Source organism: Komagataeibacter swingsii (genome assembly GCF_003207895.1).
Taxonomy (GTDB): Bacteria; Pseudomonadota; Alphaproteobacteria; order Acetobacterales; family Acetobacteraceae; genus Komagataeibacter; species Komagataeibacter swingsii.
The window spans coordinates 205,459-223,628 of the sequence record NZ_NKUB01000004.1 but is presented as its reverse complement, the minus strand read 5'-3'; the positions used below and the strand labels follow the sequence as shown (position 1 = coordinate 223,628).

Below are 18,170 nucleotides of genomic sequence, written 5' to 3'. Positions count from 1 at the left end.
GAAATCAAGATCGACCGCAGCTTCATCAACGACTTTGAATACGACACCAACGCGCAGGCGGTGACCATGGCCGTGATCAGCATCGGGTCGCGCCTGGGCGTGACCGTCGTGACCGAGGGGGTCGAGACCGAGCAGCAGTGGCACCTGCTGGAAGAACTGAACTGCGACGTGATGCAGGGCTACCTGTTCGCCAAGCCGCTATCCCCCGATGACCTGGAAAAATGGGTCAGGCAGCACAAGACCATCCGTGAAATCATGCCGGTGGCGCCTGCGGCCAAAAATGTTTCCGACAAAAAGAAATAACACTAGACTGCCTACAGGTAATTACCCGTTTCCTGCTCCGTATCCGAGGTACCAGAATGTCCGCACCCCATGATAACAGGCTTCGTGCCCTAACCCATGAAGATGCCGATTTCTGGGCGGACGTGGTCGATAACGTCCTTATTGTCGCCGTGACCGACCGCAAGGGGATCATTACCTATGTCAACGACAAATTCTGCCAGATCAGCCAGTACTCGCGTGAAGAACTGCTGGGCCATACCCATCGCATCCTGAATTCGGGCGAGCATAACAAGACTTTTTTCCGGGACATGTACCGGACCCTGTATTCGGGGCAGACGTGGCATGGCAACCTGTGCAACCGTGCCAAGGATGGCAGCCATTACTGGGTGGCGACCACCATCATCCCCCACAAGAACGCAAACGGGGAAATAAGCGGGTTTGTCGCGACCCGTTTCGAGATTACCGAGCTTATGAACACCAAGGTGCGGCTGAAAAAGCAGGCCGCGACCGATGTGATGACCGGGCTGCTGAACCGTGGCGGGTTCAATGCCAGCCTTGTCACCGCCGTGGAAGCGAGCAAACGCCGCAATGCCGACCCGCAGGTGCTGGTGATGTTCGACCTTGACGGGTTCAAGCCCGTCAATGACATCCACGGCCACCATGCGGGTGACGAGGTGCTCAAGACCATTGCGACGCGCCTGATCGAACTGATCGGGTCGCAGGATGCCATCAGCCGTCTGGGCGGGGATGAATTCGCGGTGATCCTGCATCACAGCCTGAAGCTCATGCCGTTGCAGACCATCCTGAACAGGATCCAGAACCTGCTGGAAGAACCGATCATGCTGGACAGCGCCACCGTGCGCATTTCCGGCAGTATCGGGGCCACCCCCATCACCGGCGAGGAATCGCTGGAGGCCCTGCAGAAGAACGCCGATGTCGCGGTCTATGCCGCCAAGCAGGCGGGCGGCAAGCAGGCGCGCATGTTCACGCCCAGCCTGCACAGGACCACGATGGAACGCGCCAAGATCCTGTCCGAGGCCCGGCAGGGTGTCGCGCAAAAGCAGTTCGAGGTTTACTACCAGCCCATACTGAACGCCCGTACCGGCCGGATCGAACAGGCGGAAGCCCTGATGCGCTGGCACCATCCCGAACGCGGGCTGCTGTCCGCCGGTGCGTTCACCGATGTATTCGCGGATTCGGCGCTGGCCCAGATCATGGAAACGCACCTGGTGCAGTCCTTCCATGACGACATCCAGAAATGGAAGGAAGCAGGGCTGCCCAGCCTGCGGCTGGCGGTCAACCTGTCGCATCTGGACCTGCTGAACCTGGAACAGCAGATCGACCTGTTCAGCGAGATCCGGCAACTCAACCTTGACCCCAGCACCTTCATGCTGGAAGTCACCGAACAGATGCTGCAGGGACGGCGGGCGGAAAAAAGCCGCCTGCGCCTGCGCGGGCTGGCGGAAGACGGGTTCGGGCTGGCCATGGACAATTTCGGGTATGGCACGGTGCGCCTGTCCACGCTGCGGGAACTGCCGCTGCAATCACTGAAGCTGGACCGCTGCCTTGTGCGTGACATTGCGACCGATGCCAAGGCACGCAGCCTGCTGGCCTCCCTCATCAAACTGGGCCATGGCTACAACCTGGCCGTAACGGTGGAGGGCGTGGAAACACTGGAAGAGTTCGACACCGTGCGCGCGCTGGGTGTGGACTATGTGCAGGGCTTCTTCATCTCGCGTGCGGTTTCCGCCACGGAACTGATCCGCATCACGCGTGAGGATGCGTGGAACCCCGCCCCCACGACCGCGTAAACCCGCGCGTTAGGCCATAAAGAAGTTTTTGGTGAAGCTTTTTTCAAAAAGCTTTAAAGAACGCCGCCTTTTTGGAAAAAGGCGGCACCCAAAAACTTTTATTTTTATCATGAACAATAATTTGGCGTGGATTAAACTATTAAAATCACTTATATTAAATAGTTAACTGAATAAGTTTTCATATTATGGATTATATATCCATTATTATTTAAAATAAATTCAAATAGAATGATTTTTTATAAATAAAAACCCACCCAGCAGCGGACCTGCCGGGTGGGTTTTATTTCTGGCGTGCCCGTTCAGATATGGATGGCGCGCTTGTCCACATCCAGCGCCGCTTCCTTGACCGCCTCGCTCAGCGTGGGATGGGCGTGGCAGGTGCGCGCGATATCTTCCGACGATGCGCCGAACTCAATCGCCATGGTGCATTCGGCAATCAGTTCGCCCGCCATCGGGCCGATGATATGCACGCCCAGCACCTGATCGGTGGTGGAATCGGCCAGTACCTTCACAAACCCGTCCGTCATGCCGATGGCCCGCGCACGGCCATTGGCGGTGAAGGGGAATTTGCCAACCTTGTAGGAAACACCTTCTTCCTTCAGGTTTTCTTCCGTCTTGCCAACGGTCGCGACCTCCGGCCAGGTGTAGACCACGGCGGGGATGGCGCCGTAATTGACATGCCCTGCCTGACCGGCCAGCAGTTCGGCCACGGCAACGCCTTCTTCCTCGGCCTTGTGCGCCAGCATCGGGCCTGCGATCACGTCGCCAATGGCATAGATGCCCGGCACGCTGGTGGCGTAATGCGCGTTGGTCACGATCCGGCCGCGCTTGTCCAGTTCGATGCCCGCTTCCTCAAGCCCGAACCCCTTGCTGGCCGCCGTGCGGCCAATGGCCAGCAGCACCACGTCGGCTTCCAGCGTTTCCGCCGTCCCGCCCTGCGCGGGTTCCACGGTCAGGGTCACGCCCTTGGCGGATTTTTCCGCCCTGGTCACCTTGTGGCCCAGCTTCATCTTCAGGCCCTGCTTGGTCAGGATGCGCTGGAATGCCTTGGCCACTTCGTTATCGGTACCCGGCACCAGGCGGTCGAGGTATTCGATGACCGTCACGTCCGCGCCAAGCCGGTGCCATACGCTGCCCAGCTCAAGCCCGATCACGCCGCCGCCGATCACCACCATCTTCTTGGGAACGGCGGAGAGTTCAAGCGCGCCGGTGGAGGTGACGATCTGCTTTTCATCAACATCCACGCCGGGCAGACCCGCGCTGTCGCTGCCGCTGGCGATGACGATATGCTTGGCCGTGACCGGCTTGCCATCGACCGTGATGCGGCCCGTGCCCTCAACCTTGCCGGTGCCCTTGAGCCAGGTGATCTTGTTCTTCTTGAACAGGAACTCCACGCCCTTGACGTTGGCTTCGACCACGGACTGCTTGCGCGCCATCATCTTCGCCAGATCCAGCTTCACGCTGTCGATGATGATGCCCATATCGGCATATTCATCCTTGGCGGCGTGGAAATTCTCGGACTGCTGCAGCAGCGCCTTGGACGGGATACAGCCAACATTGAGGCAGGTGCCCCCCAGCGTCGCGCGCTTTTCCACGCAGGCCACCTTGAAACCAAGCTGGGCTGCGCGGATGGCGCACACATAACCACCGGGACCGGCGCCGATCACGATCACATCGTAATCCGTCTCGGCCGGGGCGCTGGCCTTGGGCGCGGGTGCGGCAGCGGGGGCTGCTGCGACCGGTGCGGGCTGGGCCGGTTTGACGGCAGCGGCAGCGGGAGCCGTGGCGGACTTGCCGCCGGCACCGGGCGTAAGCGTGGTCAGCACGGTGCCGACCTCGACCTCGTCACCTTCCTTGACGGCATGCGCGCCCAGCACGCCAGCCTGCGGGGCCGGGACTTCCACGCTGACCTTGTCGGTTTCCAGCTCGGCGATCGGTTCATCCGCATTCACGGCGTCACCGGGCTGTTTCAGCCATTTGCTGACCGTAGCCGTGGTCACACTTTCGCCCAGCGTGGGCACCTTGATGTCGATTGTCATGTCTATTCAGTCCTGCTTGCTATGCGGTTGCGCGTAGGGGCCGCGCAGTGGACGCGGCCCCGGCAGGCATCAGACCTGCAGCAGCAGACGGCGCGGGTCTTCCACGTTCTGCTTGACCCGCACAAGGAAGCTGACCGCTTCCTTGCCATCCACGATCCGGTGATCGTAGGTCAGCGCGATATACATCATCGGACGGATCACCACCTGCCCGTTCACGGCCACCGGGCGGTCCTGGATGGCGTGCATGCCAAGGATGGCCGACTGCGGCGCGTTGATGATGGGCGTGGACATGAGCGAGCCATAGATGCCGCCATTGGTGATCGAGAACGTGCCACCCGACAGTTCGTCAATCTTCAGCGTGCCTTCGCGCGCCTTCTTGCCAAAGCCTGCGATGGCGGCCTCGATCTGGGCGAAGCCCATCTTGTCCGCATCGCGGATCACGGGCACGACCAGCCCGTTGGGGCCGCCCACGGCAATGCCAAGGTTCACGAATTCACGGTAGATCACGTCATCGCCGTCGATTTCGGCGTTGATGGCGGGGAATTCCTGCAATGCCGCGATCACCGCGCGGCTGAAGATGGACATGAAGCCCAGCTTCACGCCGTTATGCTTCTTGATGAACAGGTCCTTGTATTCGGCGCGCATCTGCATCACCGCCGACATGTCCACCTCGTTGAAGGTAGTCAGCAGGGCGGCGGTGTTCTGCGCATCCTTCAGGCGACGCGCGATGGTGCGGCGCAGGCGCGTCATCTTCACGCGTTCCTCACGCGGGTCATCCTGACGCGGCGGGCGGGCGGCGGCGGCAGGCTGGGCCACGCGCGGCTGCGACAGGAACGACTGCACATCCCCCTTGGTAATGCGGCCATCCTTGCCGGTGCCGGTGCCGACCTGAGCTGCGGACACGCCCTGCTCGGCCATCATCTTGCGCGCGCTCGGGAAGGCCACGGCAGCCCCCTGGGCCGCGACATCGGACGGCGGCGTTGCCGGGCGGGCGACGGGTCCCGGGGTCGCAGGCTGGGCCTGCACGCCCGCGGGGGCGGCTTCCTTTTTCGGCGCGGGTGCCGCGGCGGCCTTGGGGGCCGCGCCGTTTCCGACCTCGATGGTGGACAGCACGGTGCCGACCTCGACTTCCGCGCCCTCGGGAACCAGCAGCGGGCCAAGCACGCCGGCCTGCGGGGCGGGAACTTCCACGCTGACCTTGTCGGTTTCCAGTTCCACCAACGGATCATCTTCGTTCACGGCATCGCCCGGATGCTTCAGCCATTTGGCAACGGTTGCAGTGGTAACACTTTCGCCCAGTGTCGGTACCTTGATCTCGGCAGACATCTTTTGATTCCCAATCCCTTGGCCACCCTGGCGCCCCAATCGCGCGCCCGGGCGGCCTTATCGTTATTCAGGGGCGCGGCCGGAACGCCGCGCCCGTATCCTTTATGCGCAAGGCCCGTTGCCCTCAGGCGCTGACGCCCAGCGCCTTGTTCACCAGCGCCGTCTGCTCGGCGACATGAACCTTCGCAAGGCCCGTGGCGGGGCTGGCCGCCGCCACGCGCCCGACATAGGTCGGCCGTGTGCTCTTGTGGCCCACGGATGTCAGCACGCCTTCGATCAGGCGATCGACAAAGTTCCATCCACCCATGTTTTCCGGCTCTTCCTGGCACCAGATCACCTTGGCCTGCGGGTAGCGGGCCAGTTCTTCCGCCAGCAGCTTTTCGGGGAAGGGATAGAACTGTTCCAGCCGGATGATGGCGACGTTGTCCAGCTTGCGCTCACGGCGCTCGGTCAGCAGGTCGTAATAGACCTTGCCCGAACAGATCACCACGCGGTCCACCTTGGCGGGGGCGGCGATCTGGTCGATTTCACCGATCACCGGCAGGAAGCGCGTGCCCGGACCGAAATCCTTCAGTTCCGACACCGCCAGCTTGTTACGCAGCAGGGATTTCGGCGTCATGATGATCAGCGGCTTGCGGTAATCCAGGAACAGCTGGCGACGCAGGGCATGGTAGTAGTTGGCCGGCGTGGTCAGGTTGCACACGCGCATGTTGTTTTCCGCGCAGAGCTGGAGGTAACGCTCCAGACGGGCGGAGGAATGTTCCGGCCCCTGCCCTTCGTACCCGTGCGGCAGCAGCATGACCAGGCCGGACATGCGCAGCCACTTGGTCTCGCCCGATGCGATGAACTGGTCGATGATGACCTGCGCGCCGTTGGCGAAGTCACCGAACTGCGCCTCCCACAGCACCAGCGCGTTCGGGTCGGCCAGCGAGTAGCCATATTCGAAGCCGAGCACGCCGAATTCGGACAGCAGCGAGTTATAGATCTCGATCGCGGCCTGGTCCTTGGCGATGTTGTTCAGCGGCACATAGGTGTTCTGGTTGATCTGGTCGATCAGCACCGCATGGCGCTGGCTGAAGGTGCCGCGCTGGCAGTCCTCGCCCGACAGGCGGACATGGTGCCTGTCCAGCAGCAGCGTGCCGAAGCCCAGCGCCTCACCCGTGGCCCAGTCGATGCCCTCGCCCGTCTCGAACATCTTGGCCTTGGCCTTGAGCTGGCGGACGATCTTGGGGTTGGCGTTGAAATCATCGGGCACATGGGCCAGCGCCGCCCCCACTTCCTTCAACCGGTCAATGGCGACGCCGGTTTCCGGTGCGGGAAGGGTGGTATCCACCGGCGGGGGCTTGAGGCCCTTCCACGCGCCTTCCAGCCAGTCAGCCTTGTTGGGCTTGTAGCCCTGGGCCGCCTGGTAGGCTTCTTCCAGCTTGTTATGGAAGCCATCCCACTCGGCCGTGACCTCCGCCTCGGTCACGACGCCCTCGCGCACCAGGCGGTCGGAATACAGCGTGCGGATGGTCGGGCGCGCGGCAATGGCCTTGTACATGATGGGCTGGGTAAACGACGGCTCATCGGACTCGTTATGGCCGTGACGGCGATAGCCCACGATGTCCAGCACCACGTCGGATGCGAATTTCTGGCGGAACTCGGCCGCAAGGCGCGAACAGTAGATCACCGCTTCCGGCTCGTCGCCGTTTACATGCAGGATCGGGGCCTGCACCGCCTTGGCCACGTCCGTGCAGTAAAGGCCGGAGAAGGAGTGGACCGATACGGTGGTGAAGCCGATCTGGTTGTTGACCACGACGTGGATCGTGCCGCCGGTGCGGTAGCCGATCAGCTGCGACATGGCCAGCGTTTCATACACGATGCCCTGCCCGGCGAACGCCGCGTCACCATGCAGCAGCAGGCCCATGTGGCGGCCGCGCTGGTGGGGGTCGTCATCATCCTGCGTCGCGCGGACCTTGCCGATCACGACCGGGTCCACCGCCTCAAGGTGCGAGGGGTTGGGCTGGAGCGAGATATGGACCGGGGTGCCCCCGATCTCGACATCGGTGGAGGTGCCGAGATGGTATTTCACATCGCCCGACCCCTGCACGTCGTCAGGCTTGAAGGACGCACCGGCGAATTCGCTGAAAATGGCGGTGTAGGGCTTGCGCACGATGTTGACCAGCGTATTCAGGCGCCCACGGTGCGGCATGCCGATGGCCACCGAGCGCACGCCGCCGGCGGCCGCCTGGTCAATGATCGCGTGCAGCGCGGGGATGGTCACGTCCTCGCCCTCTAGGCCGAAGCGCTTGGTGCCGACGTAACGCTTCTGGCAGAAGGATTCGAACCCCTCGGCTTCGGTCAGTTGCTGCAGGATGACCTTCTTCTGCTCGGGGCTTGCGCCCTTGCGCCAGTTGTCACCTTCCAGCCGCGCCTGCACCCACATGCGCTGCTCGGGGTCCTGAATGTGCATGAACTCGGCCCCGATCGGCCCGCAATAGACCGAACGCAGGGCATCGAGTACCTGGTTGATGGTCGCGGTGTCGGTCCCGATCAGGCTGGCGACGGTGTGGCCAAGGTAGATCGGGCGATCAAGGTCCTTGGGGCCGAAGCCATAGGTTGCCGGGTCAAGGTCGGCATGGGGCTGGGGCACCTGCAGGCCCAGCGGGTCCAGGCGGGCCTCGAGATGGCCACGCACACGGAACGCACGGATCAACTGGGTTGCCCGCAGGCTGTCATCCGCGGCCGCCCGCAGCCCTTCGGCTGTCACGCCCGCCGGCTTCTGGCCGCCCGGCAGGGGTTCGGGTTCGTCGCCGGTGATGATGTGCGGCCGGGGCGCCCACGACGCCCCTTCCGCATCATGAACGATTTCCGGCCCGTCCTCATGCAGTTCCTGGAACAGGGAGGCAAAGGAAGGATCGACGCTGTTGGGATCGGCCACCCAGCGCGCATACAATTCAGCCAGGTAGGCCGTATTGGCGCCGCTGAATGCGGTCGAAAGAATATCTACGCCCGCCATATTGAAGACATCTCCTCGCTGGCGGCCTTTTTTGGCCGCGCTATTGTCGGGTCCGGCATGCAATGTTCACCGGCCCGATTTGTATCGCTACCCTAGCCGCACCCTTGCCGGGATGCCGCCATCTTTCATCAGGATCAGGTCTGCTTGCCGCGCATACTGACATTTTCGTGCCTGTCCCCCGATGCGGGGGAACCGGCCTGCCAAACATCCCCATCCGTGGCGTTCGTCCCGGCTGATGCGAACTTGCCCATACCCAAGCAAAGACAGTCCGGCTTGCCTACCGCCTGACCAGTCACACCACCGCCATAACCGTCACGATGGCGTGACCCTTTCGCCGATTGCCCCCCTTATGCGTTCAGGTGCGGCAGTTGCATGTAGGCGGCACTCTGCATTTCCTCCAGCCGCGACGCCGTGCGTTCGAAGGCGGTCGCGCCCTGCCCTTTGGCATAGATGGCGTCGGGCCTGTCCTCGGCCGAGGCGAACAGCTTGACGTTCTGTTCGTACAGCGTGTCGATCAGGACGATGAAGCGCCGGGCCTCGTCAAAATTGTCCGGTCCCATGCGCGGGACGCCGTCAAGGACAAGGTTGGGGAACCGCGTGGCCAGCGCCAGGTAGTCGCCCGCGCCAAGCGGCCTGCCGCACAGGTCGGCAAAGCTGAAGCGCGCGACGGGACCAGCCGCCTGTTCCACCTTCAGGCTGCGGCCCATGATGTCCAGCGTGACCGGCACGACCGGCGCGCCATCGGCCAGCCGGGTGAAGATCGAGTCGAGTTCACGCCGCGCCGCGTCATCGACGGGGATGATCCATGTCTGCATGCCATGCGCGTTGCCCCGGCGGTAATCACGCGGGGAATCGAGGACGACGGTATCCACTTCCTTGAGCATCGTGGCGATGAACGGCTTGAAGGCATCGGCGCCGGGACGGTCCTGGAACAGGTCCTCGGGCTTCGTGTTGGATGTCGCCACCACCACCACGCCATCGGCGAACAGGTAGTCGAACAGGCGGCCGAGGATCATGGCGTCGGCGATGTCGTTGACCTGGAATTCGTCAAAGCACAGCAGCCACGCCTCCTGCGCGATCTGGCGCGCCAGTGGCGGGATGGGATCGGCCAGGTCCGGGTCGGCCACCTTCATGTCATGCAGGCGCTGGTGCACGTCCTGCATGAAGCGGTGGAAATGGACCCGGCGCTTGTGTTCCACGGGTGCAAGGCTGAAGAACAGGTCCATGAGCATGGTCTTGCCACGCCCCACCTGCCCCACCATGTAGACGCCGCGCGGACGCGGGCTTTCGGCGGGGGCATGCCCCGACAGGCCCAGCCGCGCCTTCAGCCCGCCCAGCCAGCCCGAGGCCGGTGGCGCGTGCTGCTGGACCACCGGATGGTAGTCGCGCAGTTCCCGCCACAGGCGGTCGAGCCTGCGGGCTGCCTTTTCCTGTTCCGGGTCACGATCAAGACGGCCGGAGGCCACACGGGCCTCATAGGCGGCGAGGGGGCCGGTACCTGCGGGCAGCGCCGCAGCGGACGGGCGGGCGGGGGCGATATCTGTATCCATGATATTTCGGCGATAGTCCGTAACAAATCCCCCATCAAGGCCGGAAACTCTCCAAACTGTGTCATGACAGGGGTTCTCTCCATCTGGTGAACTGAAACCATCCAAAATGGAGAGTTTGTGATGACTGACTGGAACGCCTACCGCGCCCATCTGGGCGACTCTATCAAGGCCTTTGCCGCGCTGTCGCCCGACACGATCAAGGGACTCCAGACGCTGGACGGGGCCGCCGCGCGCACCGGCCACCTGGACGCCAAGACACGCGAGCTGATCGCGCTGGCCGTGGCCGTGACCACGCGGTGCGACGGCTGCATATCCGTCCATTCCACCGCGGCGGTGAAGGCGGGGGCCACGAAAGCGGAAATCGCCGAGGCGCTGGGCGTGGCCGTGGCCCTGAACGCGGGGGCCGCCACGGTCTATTCCAGCCGGGTGCTGGATGCGGTGGACACGGTCACCGGCTGACACCCGCACGCATTGTCTTGCAGGGGGGCGTGTCCGGGCCTAATCTGCGGGTCATTCACTGACCCGCTTGCAGAGATGGCATGATCCGACCCGTCACCCCCGACTATGCGGCGCTGGAAGCGGCCGTGGTATCCACCGCGCCATTCGCCCATGTGGTGGTGCCGCATTTCATCGGGCCGGATGACCTGCATGCGCTGGCGGCCAGCCTGCCCGATATCCGCTCCGGCGGGTCCTTCCCACCCGCGGCCCTGACGCTGTCGCCGCTCATGGCGCAACTGGTGCGGGAGCTGGAGGGACCGCGCCTGCGGGAACTGATCGCACGCAAATTCGCGCTGGACCTGGAAACCGCGCCAACCATGCTGACGCTGCGCGGGCGCACGCGGGCGAAGGACGGGCGCATCCACCGCGATTCCGACAGCAAGCGCGTGACCGTCCTGCTGTACCTGAACGCCGCCGGTGACGCGGCATGGGCACGCCATGAAGGCTGCCTGCGGCTGCTGCGCAACGCGCATGACCTTGAGGATTTCGCCGCCGAGATCCCGCCCGTCAACGGCACGCTGCTGGTCTTTCCCAACGGGCCGGACACATGGCACGGGCACCGGCAATATGTCGGCCCGCGCCATACCATCCAGCTGAATTACATGACCAATGACGCCCGCGCCCGCAACGAACTGCGCCGTCACCGGTTATCCGCCCTGACAAAACGCCTGCCATGGGTCGCCTGACCCATGCCCGGCCATCGTTTCGACACGGACATCGGCCATGATTGTCCTGTTATCCGCCTTCACGACATGTCGAGGTTTCCAAAGTCCATGCATCTGCGCAAATTGACCGCTTCCCTCCTGTCAGCCAGCCTTGCGCTGGGCATGCTGGCGACAGCCGTACCCGCCGCGCAGGCCCAGCCATGGCATGGCGGCCGTGGCGGGCCGCCGCCGCGTGGCTGGCATGGCGGCCCACCGCGTGACTGGCATGGCGGCCCCCGTGGAGACGGTGGCGCGGGTCTGGCGGTCGGCAGCGGGCTGGCCGGCCTTGCGATTGGCGCCATGCTGGGCAGCACGCTGGCCGAACGTGGCGCCGCGGCCCCGCCGCCAGCCTATTATCCCACGCCCGCACCGGCCCCCCCGCCGCCAGCCTATTACCCGTATGGCGGCGGTTACTGATAACCGCAGCCCCGACACATCCCACGCATATCGACACACCCTGCGAAGGAAAACACACAACATGATGTTCCGCCGGTTCCTACCCGCTGTCGCCCTCCTGATGCTGCCCGCCATGGCCATGGCCGCCGACCAGCAGCCTGCGGCCCCCGCCCAGGCAGGGGCAGGCAAGCCCAGCCCGACCGCCCAGCTGGCCCACACCCCGCGCGACCCCGCGCCGGAACAGGTGGAAGCACACATCAAGGCGCTGCACGACGAACTGGGCATCACCAAGAAGCAGGAAGCCCTGTGGGCGCCCTTTGCACAGGACATGCGCGACAACGGGCAGCGCCTGCATGACGCGATCGAGGACCGCCGCAGCAAGCTGCCGACGCTGAACGCCGTGGAAAACATGCAGTCCTATGCCGAGCTGGTGGTCGAGCGCGCGCATGACATGCAGACGCTGAACACCGCATTCGCGTCGCTGTACGAAAGCTTCTCCAAGAAGCAGCGCAAGCACGCCGATACCCTGTTCCGCGAGGGCGACAGCGAACACGCCGCCGCACAGCAGGCCAAGGGTGCTGAATCGCAGGGCGCGACCGCACCCGCAGCCACGCCCGCACAGTAACGCGCATCTTGGTTAGGGGCTGGTTTCCTGCCCCGCCCGTGACTTTCGCGGGCGCGGTCCGGATACGGTCACGACAGGCCCGTATCCGGCACGCCTGCACCCGTCAGGCGCGGTCGAGCGGGTACCAGGCCCGCCCGTCACGGTGCAGCAGTGCATCGGCCCCGCGCGGGCCTGTCGTGCCCGCCTCGTACAGCTCCGGCCCCGCCGCATCCTTCGCCCATGCCTGCAGCACGGGATCGACGGCCTTCCATGCCGCCTCGATATTATCGGCGCGCTGGAACAGGGTTTCATCCCCCATCAGGCAGTCATACAGCAGGGTTTCGTACCCGACATTGGGGGAGCGGGCGAACACGTCCTCATAACGGAAGCGGGCCTGCACTTCGGTCAGGTCCATTTCCGGCCCTGGCTTTTTCGCCCCCAGTTCCACCGTCAGCCCCTGGGCTGGCTGGATGTTGAGGATGATGCGATTGGGAGGCAGTACCTCCGTTTCGGTTTCACGGAACATGAGCATCGGCGGCTTGCGGAACTGCACCACGATCTCGGTCCGCCGTCCCCCCAGCCCCTTGCCGGTACGCAGGTAGAACGGCACCCCGGCCCAGCGCCAGTTATCCACGTGCAGCTTCAGCGCCACATAGGTTTCGGTGTTGCTGCGCGGGGAAACGCCGGGGCTTTCGCGGTAGCCGACCATGGGTTTGCCTTCCACCGTGCCGGCCGCGTACTGCCCGCGCACGGCGTCTTTCGGGTCGATCGGGGTCACGGCCTCGAACAGCTGCTCCTTGGCGTTGCGCACGCTCTCGGCATCGAAGGTATTGGGCGGTTCCATCGCCACCATGGCGAAAAGCTGGAACAGGTGGTTGGGCACCATGTCGCGCAACGCGCCGGTGGGTTCGTAAAACGCGCCGCGCTGTTCCACGCCAATGGTCTCGGCGGCGGTGATCTCGACATGATCGACATATTCGTTACGCCACAGCGGTTCGAATATCAGGTTGCCGAATCGCATGGCGAGGATGTTCTGCACCGTCTCCTTGCCCAGGAAGTGGTCGATGCGGAAGACCTGCGACTCCTCCAGCACCGACAGCACCCGGCGGTTGAGTTCCTGCGCGGAAGCCAGGTCGGAGCCAAAGGGCTTTTCAATCACCACGCGGCGGAAGGCGCCGTCCTTCTGCGCCACCACCCCGGCCTTGCCCAGCGTTTCCACCACCGTGGCGAAAAACCGTGACGGGATGGCAAGGTAGAAGATGGCGTTGCCCGGCAGCTTTGTGCCCAGCCGGCGCAGGGCGTCCACATCACTGAAATCGGCCTGCACGTATTCCAGGCGCTGCGCCAGCCAGTCCCATTGCCCTGCATTGATGCTGGCGGGATGGAATTCGGCGTTGGGGTCGCGGGTGAAGGACTGCATCATGTCGGCCAGCCCGTCGCGCCACTGCGCGGTCGTGCTGTCCACGCGGTCCACGCCGATGATGCGGAAGCCGTCATCCAGCAGCCCGTTGCCCACCAGGTTGTACAGCGCGGGCACGAGCAGCCGCTTGGTCAGGTCCCCATGCGCCCCGAAGATGACCAGGGTGCATGGCGGCGCCCTGCGCGCGCCGGGGGGCATGGTTTTGGAAGTATCGGATGATAGGGCCATGATCTCTCTAACCGTTCTTGCCTGCGCCCTGTACCGGGACGGGTGACCGCCGGGGCCAGCCCGGCATGGCGCGATGGACCGAGCGTGCACCCGGCACGCGGAAACGGACAAGGCCTATCACCGCATGGGACGTGCCACCTTGACCTTACCCCCGATTCGATTCCCTCTCCCGGGGCGGTCCGTGCTGCTTGCGCCTTTGGCGGACAGGCTCTACGTGTCGTTGCAGTGACGGCTAACGGTCCGTCCGCCCGGATGGACCGGCATGACAGGACAGGAAAGAAGATTATGGGTTACCGCGTTGCGGTGGTGGGCGCCACCGGCGCTGTGGGGCGCGAGATCCTCAAGACTCTGGCCGAGCGCCAGTTCCCTGTGGATGAGATCGTGGCCCTTGCGTCCGCCCGTTCGGCGGGCAAGGAAGTCTCCTTTGGCGACAAAAAGGTACTGAAGGTCCAGAACCTGGAAACCTTCGACTTCACCGGCTGGGATGTCGCCCTTTTCTCCCCCGGCGGGGCGGTTTCGGCCGTACATGCGCCGCGGGCCGCGAAGGCGGGCTGCATCGTGATCGACAACACCTCCCACTTCCGCATGGAGCCGGACGTGCCGCTGGTGGTGCCCGAGGTCAATCCCAACGATGTGAAGAAGGCGAAGCGCGGCATCATCGCCAATCCCAACTGCTCCACCATCCAGATGGTGGTGGCGCTGAAGCCGCTGCATGACCTGTTCACAATCAAGCGCGTTGTCGTCGCCACCTACCAGGCCGTGGCCGGCGCGGGCAAGAGCGGCATGGACGAGCTGTTCAACCAGTCGCGCGGCAGCCTGGTGGGCGACCCGCTGAAGGCCGAGCAGTTCACCAAGCAGATCGCATTCAACTGCATTCCCCACATCGACCGTTTCATGGATGACGGCGCGACCAAGGAAGAGTGGAAGATGACGGTCGAGACCCGCAAGATCCTCGACCCCGACATCGCGGTCTTCGCCACCTGCGTGCGGGTTCCCGTGTTCATCGGCCATGCCGAGGCCATCAGCGTGGAGTTCGAGGAACCCGTTGATATCAAACGCGCGCGCGAGGCCCTGCGCGAAGCGCCGGGCGTGGTGCTGCATGACAAGCGCGAGGATGGCGGCTACGCCACCCCGCTTGAGGTCGTGGGCGAGGACGCAACCTACGTCTCGCGCCTGCGCATCGACCCGACCGTGCCCAATGGACTCGGCTTCTGGTGCGTTGCCGACAACCTGCGCAAGGGGGCCGCGCTGAACGCGGTCCAGATCGCGGAAACGATGGTCGCCCTCGACCTGCTCGGGCACTGAAACGCGCCCCGCCAGACAGCCCTGAACGGCGGTCTGGCGGGGCTGTACCGCCCTTGCGGCGGGCGGGCGTCTCTCAACCTCGTGTTCCGGGCGTGCGTTGACCCCGCCTTCCGTGCGGCGTAGGACCGAATTCAGACAAGGCGACGGAACAAACCGAAGCCATAACAGGGAAATTGACGAGACGACCATGCAGGATGTCCGTGATGCGCTCTATGTAGGGCAGCGAAGCGACGGAACTCTGACCAGGCGGCCTATGTCCCCACACCTCCAGGTCTACCGCTTCCGTCTTTCCATGTTCCTTTCAATCGCGAACCGCGCCGCCGGTGTCGCCGCCGCGGGCGGTTCGGCACTTGGCCTGTGCTGGATCAGCGCGGCGGCAAAGGGACCCAAATCTTTCAGCAAGGTCCAGAAGGTGACCGGCAACCCGCTGGGGCAGATGCTGCTCGCGGGGTGGGCACTGGCGCTGGTCTATCACTTCGTGGCGGGGATTCGCCACCTGGTGTGGGATAGCGGCCACCGCTTCTCCAAGAAGGAAATCAACGAGGATGGCCCCGTGGCCGTGGGCGTGACCGTAGGCACCACGCTGGTGCTGGTGGCCAGCATCCTTGGTGTCGCGATCTGTCGTTCCCGCAAGAAGGCGTCCTGACCATGAGCAATCCAAAGAAGCCGCATATCACGGTCATGCGCTCGCAGCTTTCGCGCGCGCGCGGCCTGGGGTCCGGCCAGGCCGGCGTCGGCCACTGGTGGGCGGAACGCGCATCGGCTGTGGCCCTGGTGCCGCTGTCGGGCTGGTTCGTGATCCAGGTGTTCCGCCTGGCGGGCGCATCGCAGCCGGAAGTGGCGAAGTGGGGCGCGCGCCCCTTCAACACCACCATGATGCTGTCGCTGGTGATCCTGACCTTCTATCACACCCAGCTCGGGCTGCAGGTCATCATTGATGACTACGTGCACGGCAAGGCGCACCTGCCGGCAGGGCTGCTGATGAAGGGGATCGTCTTCCTTCTGGGTCTGTTCGGCACGGTTTCCGTACTGAAGCTGGCGCTGGCCGGCAGCAGCCGGGGCAAGGTTGCCGCGGGCTGAAGCCCACGCAATCGCCTGAGCAGAACATGACATTCGCGGACCGGCGGGCCGCAATACCGGCCGGCCGTCCGAACGAGCATCGGGACACGTCCAAGAAATGAACGCGACCACTTCACCACTCACCGGCTCCTACAGGATCGTTGACCACGCATATGACGTGGTTGTCGTAGGCGCTGGTGGCTCCGGCCTCCGGGCCACGCTGGGCATGGGGGCCGCCGGCCTCAAGACCGCCTGCGTGACCAAGGTTTTCCCCACACGCAGCCATACCGTCGCAGCCCAGGGCGGCATTGGCGCATCGCTTGGCAACATGGCCGAGGATAACTGGCGCTGGCACATGTACGATACCGTCAAGGGATCGGACTGGCTGGGCGATCAGGACGCCATCGAATACATGTGCCGCGAAGCCGTGCCCGCCGTGCAGGAACTCGAGCACATGGGCGTGCCGTTCTCCCGCACGGAAGACGGCAAGATCTACCAGCGCCCCTTCGGTGGCCACATGCGCAACTATGGCGAGGCCCCGGTGCCCCGCGCCTGCGCCGCCGCCGACCGCACGGGCCATGCCATCCTGCACACGCTGTACCAGCAGTGCCTGAAGCATAACGTCGAATTCTTTGTCGAATACTTCGCCATCGACCTGATCATGGATGACGACGGCGCGTGCCGTGGCGTCATGGCATGGTGCCTGGAAGACGGCACGCTGCACCGTTTCCGCGCGCAGAAGGTCGTGCTGGCGACCGGCGGTTATGGCCGCGCCTACCACTCGTGCACCTCGGCGCATACCTGCACGGGCGATGGTGGTGGCATGGCGATCCGCGCGGGCATCCCGATGCAGGACATGGAATTCGTGCAATTCCACCCCACCGGCATCTTCCCCGCAGGCTGCCTGCTGACGGAAGGCTGTCGTGGCGAAGGCGGCTACCTGACCAATTCCGAAGGCGAGCGCTTCATGGAACGCTACGCCCCAACGGCCAAGGACCTGGCATCGCGTGACGTCGTCTCGCGCGCCATGACCATCGAGATCAACGAAGGTCGCGGCTGTGGCCCGGAAAAGAACTACATCATGCTCCACCTCGAGCATCTTGGCCCCGAGATCCTGCATGAACGCCTGCCCGGCATTTCCGAGACGGCGCGCATCTTTGCAGGCATCGACGTGACCAAGGAGCCGGTGCCGGTGCTGCCGACGGTGCATTACAACATGGGCGGCATTCCCACCAACTACCATGGCGAGGTCATCCGCCCCACGGCCGATGATGTCGATGCGGTGGTGCCCGGCCTTATGGCGGTGGGTGAAGCGGCCTGCGTGTCCGTGCACGGCGCGAACCGCCTTGGCACCAACTCGCTGCTTGACCTTGTCGTGTTCGGCCGCGCCGCCGCCCAGCGCGCCGCCGCCACCATCAAGAGCGAGGAAGTGATCCCGCCGCTGCCCGCAGGGGCTGGCGACGCCGCGATCGCGCGCTTCGACCGCCTGCGCTACGCCAAGGGCAAGACCCATGTGGCCGACATGCGCAGCAAGCTGCAGCGTACCATGCAAAAGCACGCCGCCGTGTTCCGCAACACCGAAAGCCTTGCGCAGGGTGTGGAGAAGATCAAGGAAATCTGGTCGGAAATTCCCGATATCTCGATCAACGACCGTTCGCTGATCTGGAACAGCGACCTTATGGAAGCGCTGGAATTCGAGAACCTGCTGGCCAACGCCACCGTTACCATGGCAGGCGCCGACGCCCGTCACGAAAGCCGCGGCGCGCAGGCGCATGACGACTATCCCAACCGTGACGACAAGAACTGGATGAAGCACACCGTCGCCCACATGACCGACAAGGGCGATGTCACGCTAAGCTACCGCCCCGTGCACATGAAAACGCTGACAAACGATGTGCAGGTCTTCCCCCCCAAGAAGCGCGTCTACTGACGTAACGGCGGAAAAGG

At 64.1% G+C, this 18,170-nt stretch carries 15 protein-coding genes; 10 read left to right on the top strand and 5 right to left on the bottom strand.

Features of this window, described 5'->3' with window-relative positions:
• Both CFR76_RS05725 and CFR76_RS05720 read left to right on the top strand, forming a co-directional pair.
• Positions 1–303, top strand: a 303-nt coding sequence (locus CFR76_RS05725; RefSeq protein WP_146222641.1) for an EAL domain-containing protein, incomplete at its 5' end; no start/stop codon positions are given.
• Positions 304–359: 56 nt separating this feature from the next.
• Positions 360–2,093, top strand: coding sequence for a putative bifunctional diguanylate cyclase/phosphodiesterase (locus CFR76_RS05720; protein ID WP_110556245.1), 1,734 nt, complete (start codon positions 360–362; stop codon positions 2,091–2,093).
• 299 nt (positions 2,094–2,392) lie between these two features.
• Here the strand turns inward: CFR76_RS05720 and lpdA are convergent, their stop codons facing one another.
• From lpdA to zapE, 4 genes are all read right to left on the bottom strand, one after another.
• On the bottom strand, positions 2,393–4,132 hold the full coding sequence (gene lpdA, locus CFR76_RS05715) for a dihydrolipoyl dehydrogenase (RefSeq protein ID WP_110556244.1): 1,740 nt from the start codon (positions 4,130–4,132) through the stop codon (positions 2,393–2,395).
• A gap of 69 nt (positions 4,133–4,201) precedes the next feature.
• The gene (gene odhB, locus CFR76_RS05710) at positions 4,202–5,458 is read right to left on the bottom strand and encodes a 2-oxoglutarate dehydrogenase complex dihydrolipoyllysine-residue succinyltransferase (protein ID WP_110556243.1); all 1,257 of its coding nucleotides are present in this window, start codon (positions 5,456–5,458) and stop codon (positions 4,202–4,204) included.
• 124 nt (positions 5,459–5,582) lie between these two features.
• Positions 5,583–8,459, bottom strand: coding sequence for a 2-oxoglutarate dehydrogenase E1 component (locus tag CFR76_RS05705; RefSeq protein WP_110556242.1), 2,877 nt, complete (start codon positions 8,457–8,459; stop codon positions 5,583–5,585).
• A 347-nt stretch (positions 8,460–8,806) separates the two neighbouring features.
• Positions 8,807–10,009, bottom strand: coding sequence for a cell division protein ZapE (zapE, locus tag CFR76_RS05700; RefSeq protein WP_110556241.1), 1,203 nt, complete (start codon positions 10,007–10,009; stop codon positions 8,807–8,809).
• 120 nt (positions 10,010–10,129) lie between these two features.
• Here zapE and CFR76_RS05695 point away from each other — a divergent pair, with 120 nt between their 5' ends.
• From CFR76_RS05695 to CFR76_RS05680, 4 genes are all read left to right on the top strand, one after another.
• Positions 10,130–10,468, top strand: coding sequence for a carboxymuconolactone decarboxylase family protein (locus CFR76_RS05695; RefSeq protein WP_010509207.1), 339 nt, complete (start codon positions 10,130–10,132; stop codon positions 10,466–10,468).
• A gap of 80 nt (positions 10,469–10,548) precedes the next feature.
• Positions 10,549–11,193: a 2OG-Fe(II) oxygenase gene (locus CFR76_RS05690; RefSeq protein ID WP_110556240.1), complete on the top strand. Its 645-nt coding sequence runs from the start codon at positions 10,549–10,551 to the stop codon at positions 11,191–11,193.
• 102 nt (positions 11,194–11,295) lie between these two features.
• A complete protein-coding gene (locus CFR76_RS05685; RefSeq protein ID WP_244191799.1) occupies positions 11,296–11,628 on the top strand; it encodes a hypothetical protein in 333 nt (110 codons plus the stop codon).
• Between the two features lie 61 nt (positions 11,629–11,689).
• Entirely contained in the window at positions 11,690–12,232 is a 543-nt protein-coding gene (locus CFR76_RS05680; protein ID WP_110556238.1) for a Spy/CpxP family protein refolding chaperone, read from the top strand.
• 103 nt (positions 12,233–12,335) lie between these two features.
• On the opposite strand, the gene zwf is transcribed toward CFR76_RS05680, so the two are convergent.
• Positions 12,336–13,859 (bottom strand): glucose-6-phosphate dehydrogenase, encoded by a 1,524-nt coding sequence (gene zwf, locus CFR76_RS05675; protein ID WP_110556237.1) that lies wholly within the window; start codon positions 13,857–13,859, stop codon positions 12,336–12,338.
• A gap of 285 nt (positions 13,860–14,144) precedes the next feature.
• On the opposite strand from zwf, the gene CFR76_RS05670 reads away from it, so the two are divergent.
• The 4 genes from CFR76_RS05670 (at position 14,145) to sdhA (ending at position 18,153) form a co-directional block, all read left to right on the top strand.
• The gene (locus tag CFR76_RS05670) at positions 14,145–15,164 is read left to right on the top strand and encodes an aspartate-semialdehyde dehydrogenase (RefSeq protein ID WP_010509201.1); all 1,020 of its coding nucleotides are present in this window, start codon (positions 14,145–14,147) and stop codon (positions 15,162–15,164) included.
• A 253-nt stretch (positions 15,165–15,417) separates the two neighbouring features.
• Entirely contained in the window at positions 15,418–15,810 is a 393-nt protein-coding gene (gene sdhC / locus CFR76_RS05665) for a succinate dehydrogenase, cytochrome b556 subunit (protein WP_081749470.1), read from the top strand.
• A 2-nt stretch (positions 15,811–15,812) separates the two neighbouring features.
• Positions 15,813–16,244, top strand: a complete 432-nt coding sequence (gene sdhD / locus CFR76_RS05660; RefSeq protein WP_025439744.1) for a succinate dehydrogenase, hydrophobic membrane anchor protein — start codon at positions 15,813–15,815, stop codon at positions 16,242–16,244.
• A 97-nt stretch (positions 16,245–16,341) separates the two neighbouring features.
• Entirely contained in the window at positions 16,342–18,153 is a 1,812-nt protein-coding gene (gene sdhA / locus CFR76_RS05655; protein ID WP_110556236.1) for a succinate dehydrogenase flavoprotein subunit, read from the top strand.
• The last annotated feature ends 17 nt before the right edge of the window (positions 18,154–18,170 follow it).

What these genes read in the sequence shown, in the direction of transcription:
- odhB (WP_110556243.1), bottom strand. Translation starts at nt 5,458, where the DNA reads ATGTCTGCCGAGATCAAGGTACCGACACTGGGCGAAAGTGTTACCACT.
- lpdA (WP_110556244.1), bottom strand. Translation starts at nt 4,132, where the DNA reads ATGACAATCGACATCAAGGTGCCCACGCTGGGCGAAAGTGTGACCACG.
- CFR76_RS05670 (WP_010509201.1), top strand. Translation starts at nt 14,145, where the DNA reads ATGGGTTACCGCGTTGCGGTGGTGGGCGCCACCGGCGCTGTGGGGCGC.
- CFR76_RS05720 (WP_110556245.1), top strand. Translation starts at nt 360, where the DNA reads ATGTCCGCACCCCATGATAACAGGCTTCGTGCCCTAACCCATGAAGAT.
- CFR76_RS05690 (WP_110556240.1), top strand. Translation starts at nt 10,549, where the DNA reads ATGATCCGACCCGTCACCCCCGACTATGCGGCGCTGGAAGCGGCCGTG.
- CFR76_RS05695 (WP_010509207.1), top strand. Translation starts at nt 10,130, where the DNA reads ATGACTGACTGGAACGCCTACCGCGCCCATCTGGGCGACTCTATCAAG.
- sdhD (WP_025439744.1), top strand. Translation starts at nt 15,813, where the DNA reads ATGAGCAATCCAAAGAAGCCGCATATCACGGTCATGCGCTCGCAGCTT.
- zapE (WP_110556241.1), bottom strand. Translation starts at nt 10,009, where the DNA reads ATGGATACAGATATCGCCCCCGCCCGCCCGTCCGCTGCGGCGCTGCCC.
- CFR76_RS05705 (WP_110556242.1), bottom strand. Translation starts at nt 8,459, where the DNA reads ATGGCGGGCGTAGATATTCTTTCGACCGCATTCAGCGGCGCCAATACG.
- zwf (WP_110556237.1), bottom strand. Translation starts at nt 13,859, where the DNA reads ATGGCCCTATCATCCGATACTTCCAAAACCATGCCCCCCGGCGCGCGC.
- sdhC (WP_081749470.1), top strand. Translation starts at nt 15,418, where the DNA reads ATGTCCCCACACCTCCAGGTCTACCGCTTCCGTCTTTCCATGTTCCTT.
- CFR76_RS05680 (WP_110556238.1), top strand. Translation starts at nt 11,690, where the DNA reads ATGATGTTCCGCCGGTTCCTACCCGCTGTCGCCCTCCTGATGCTGCCC.
- sdhA (WP_110556236.1), top strand. Translation starts at nt 16,342, where the DNA reads ATGAACGCGACCACTTCACCACTCACCGGCTCCTACAGGATCGTTGAC.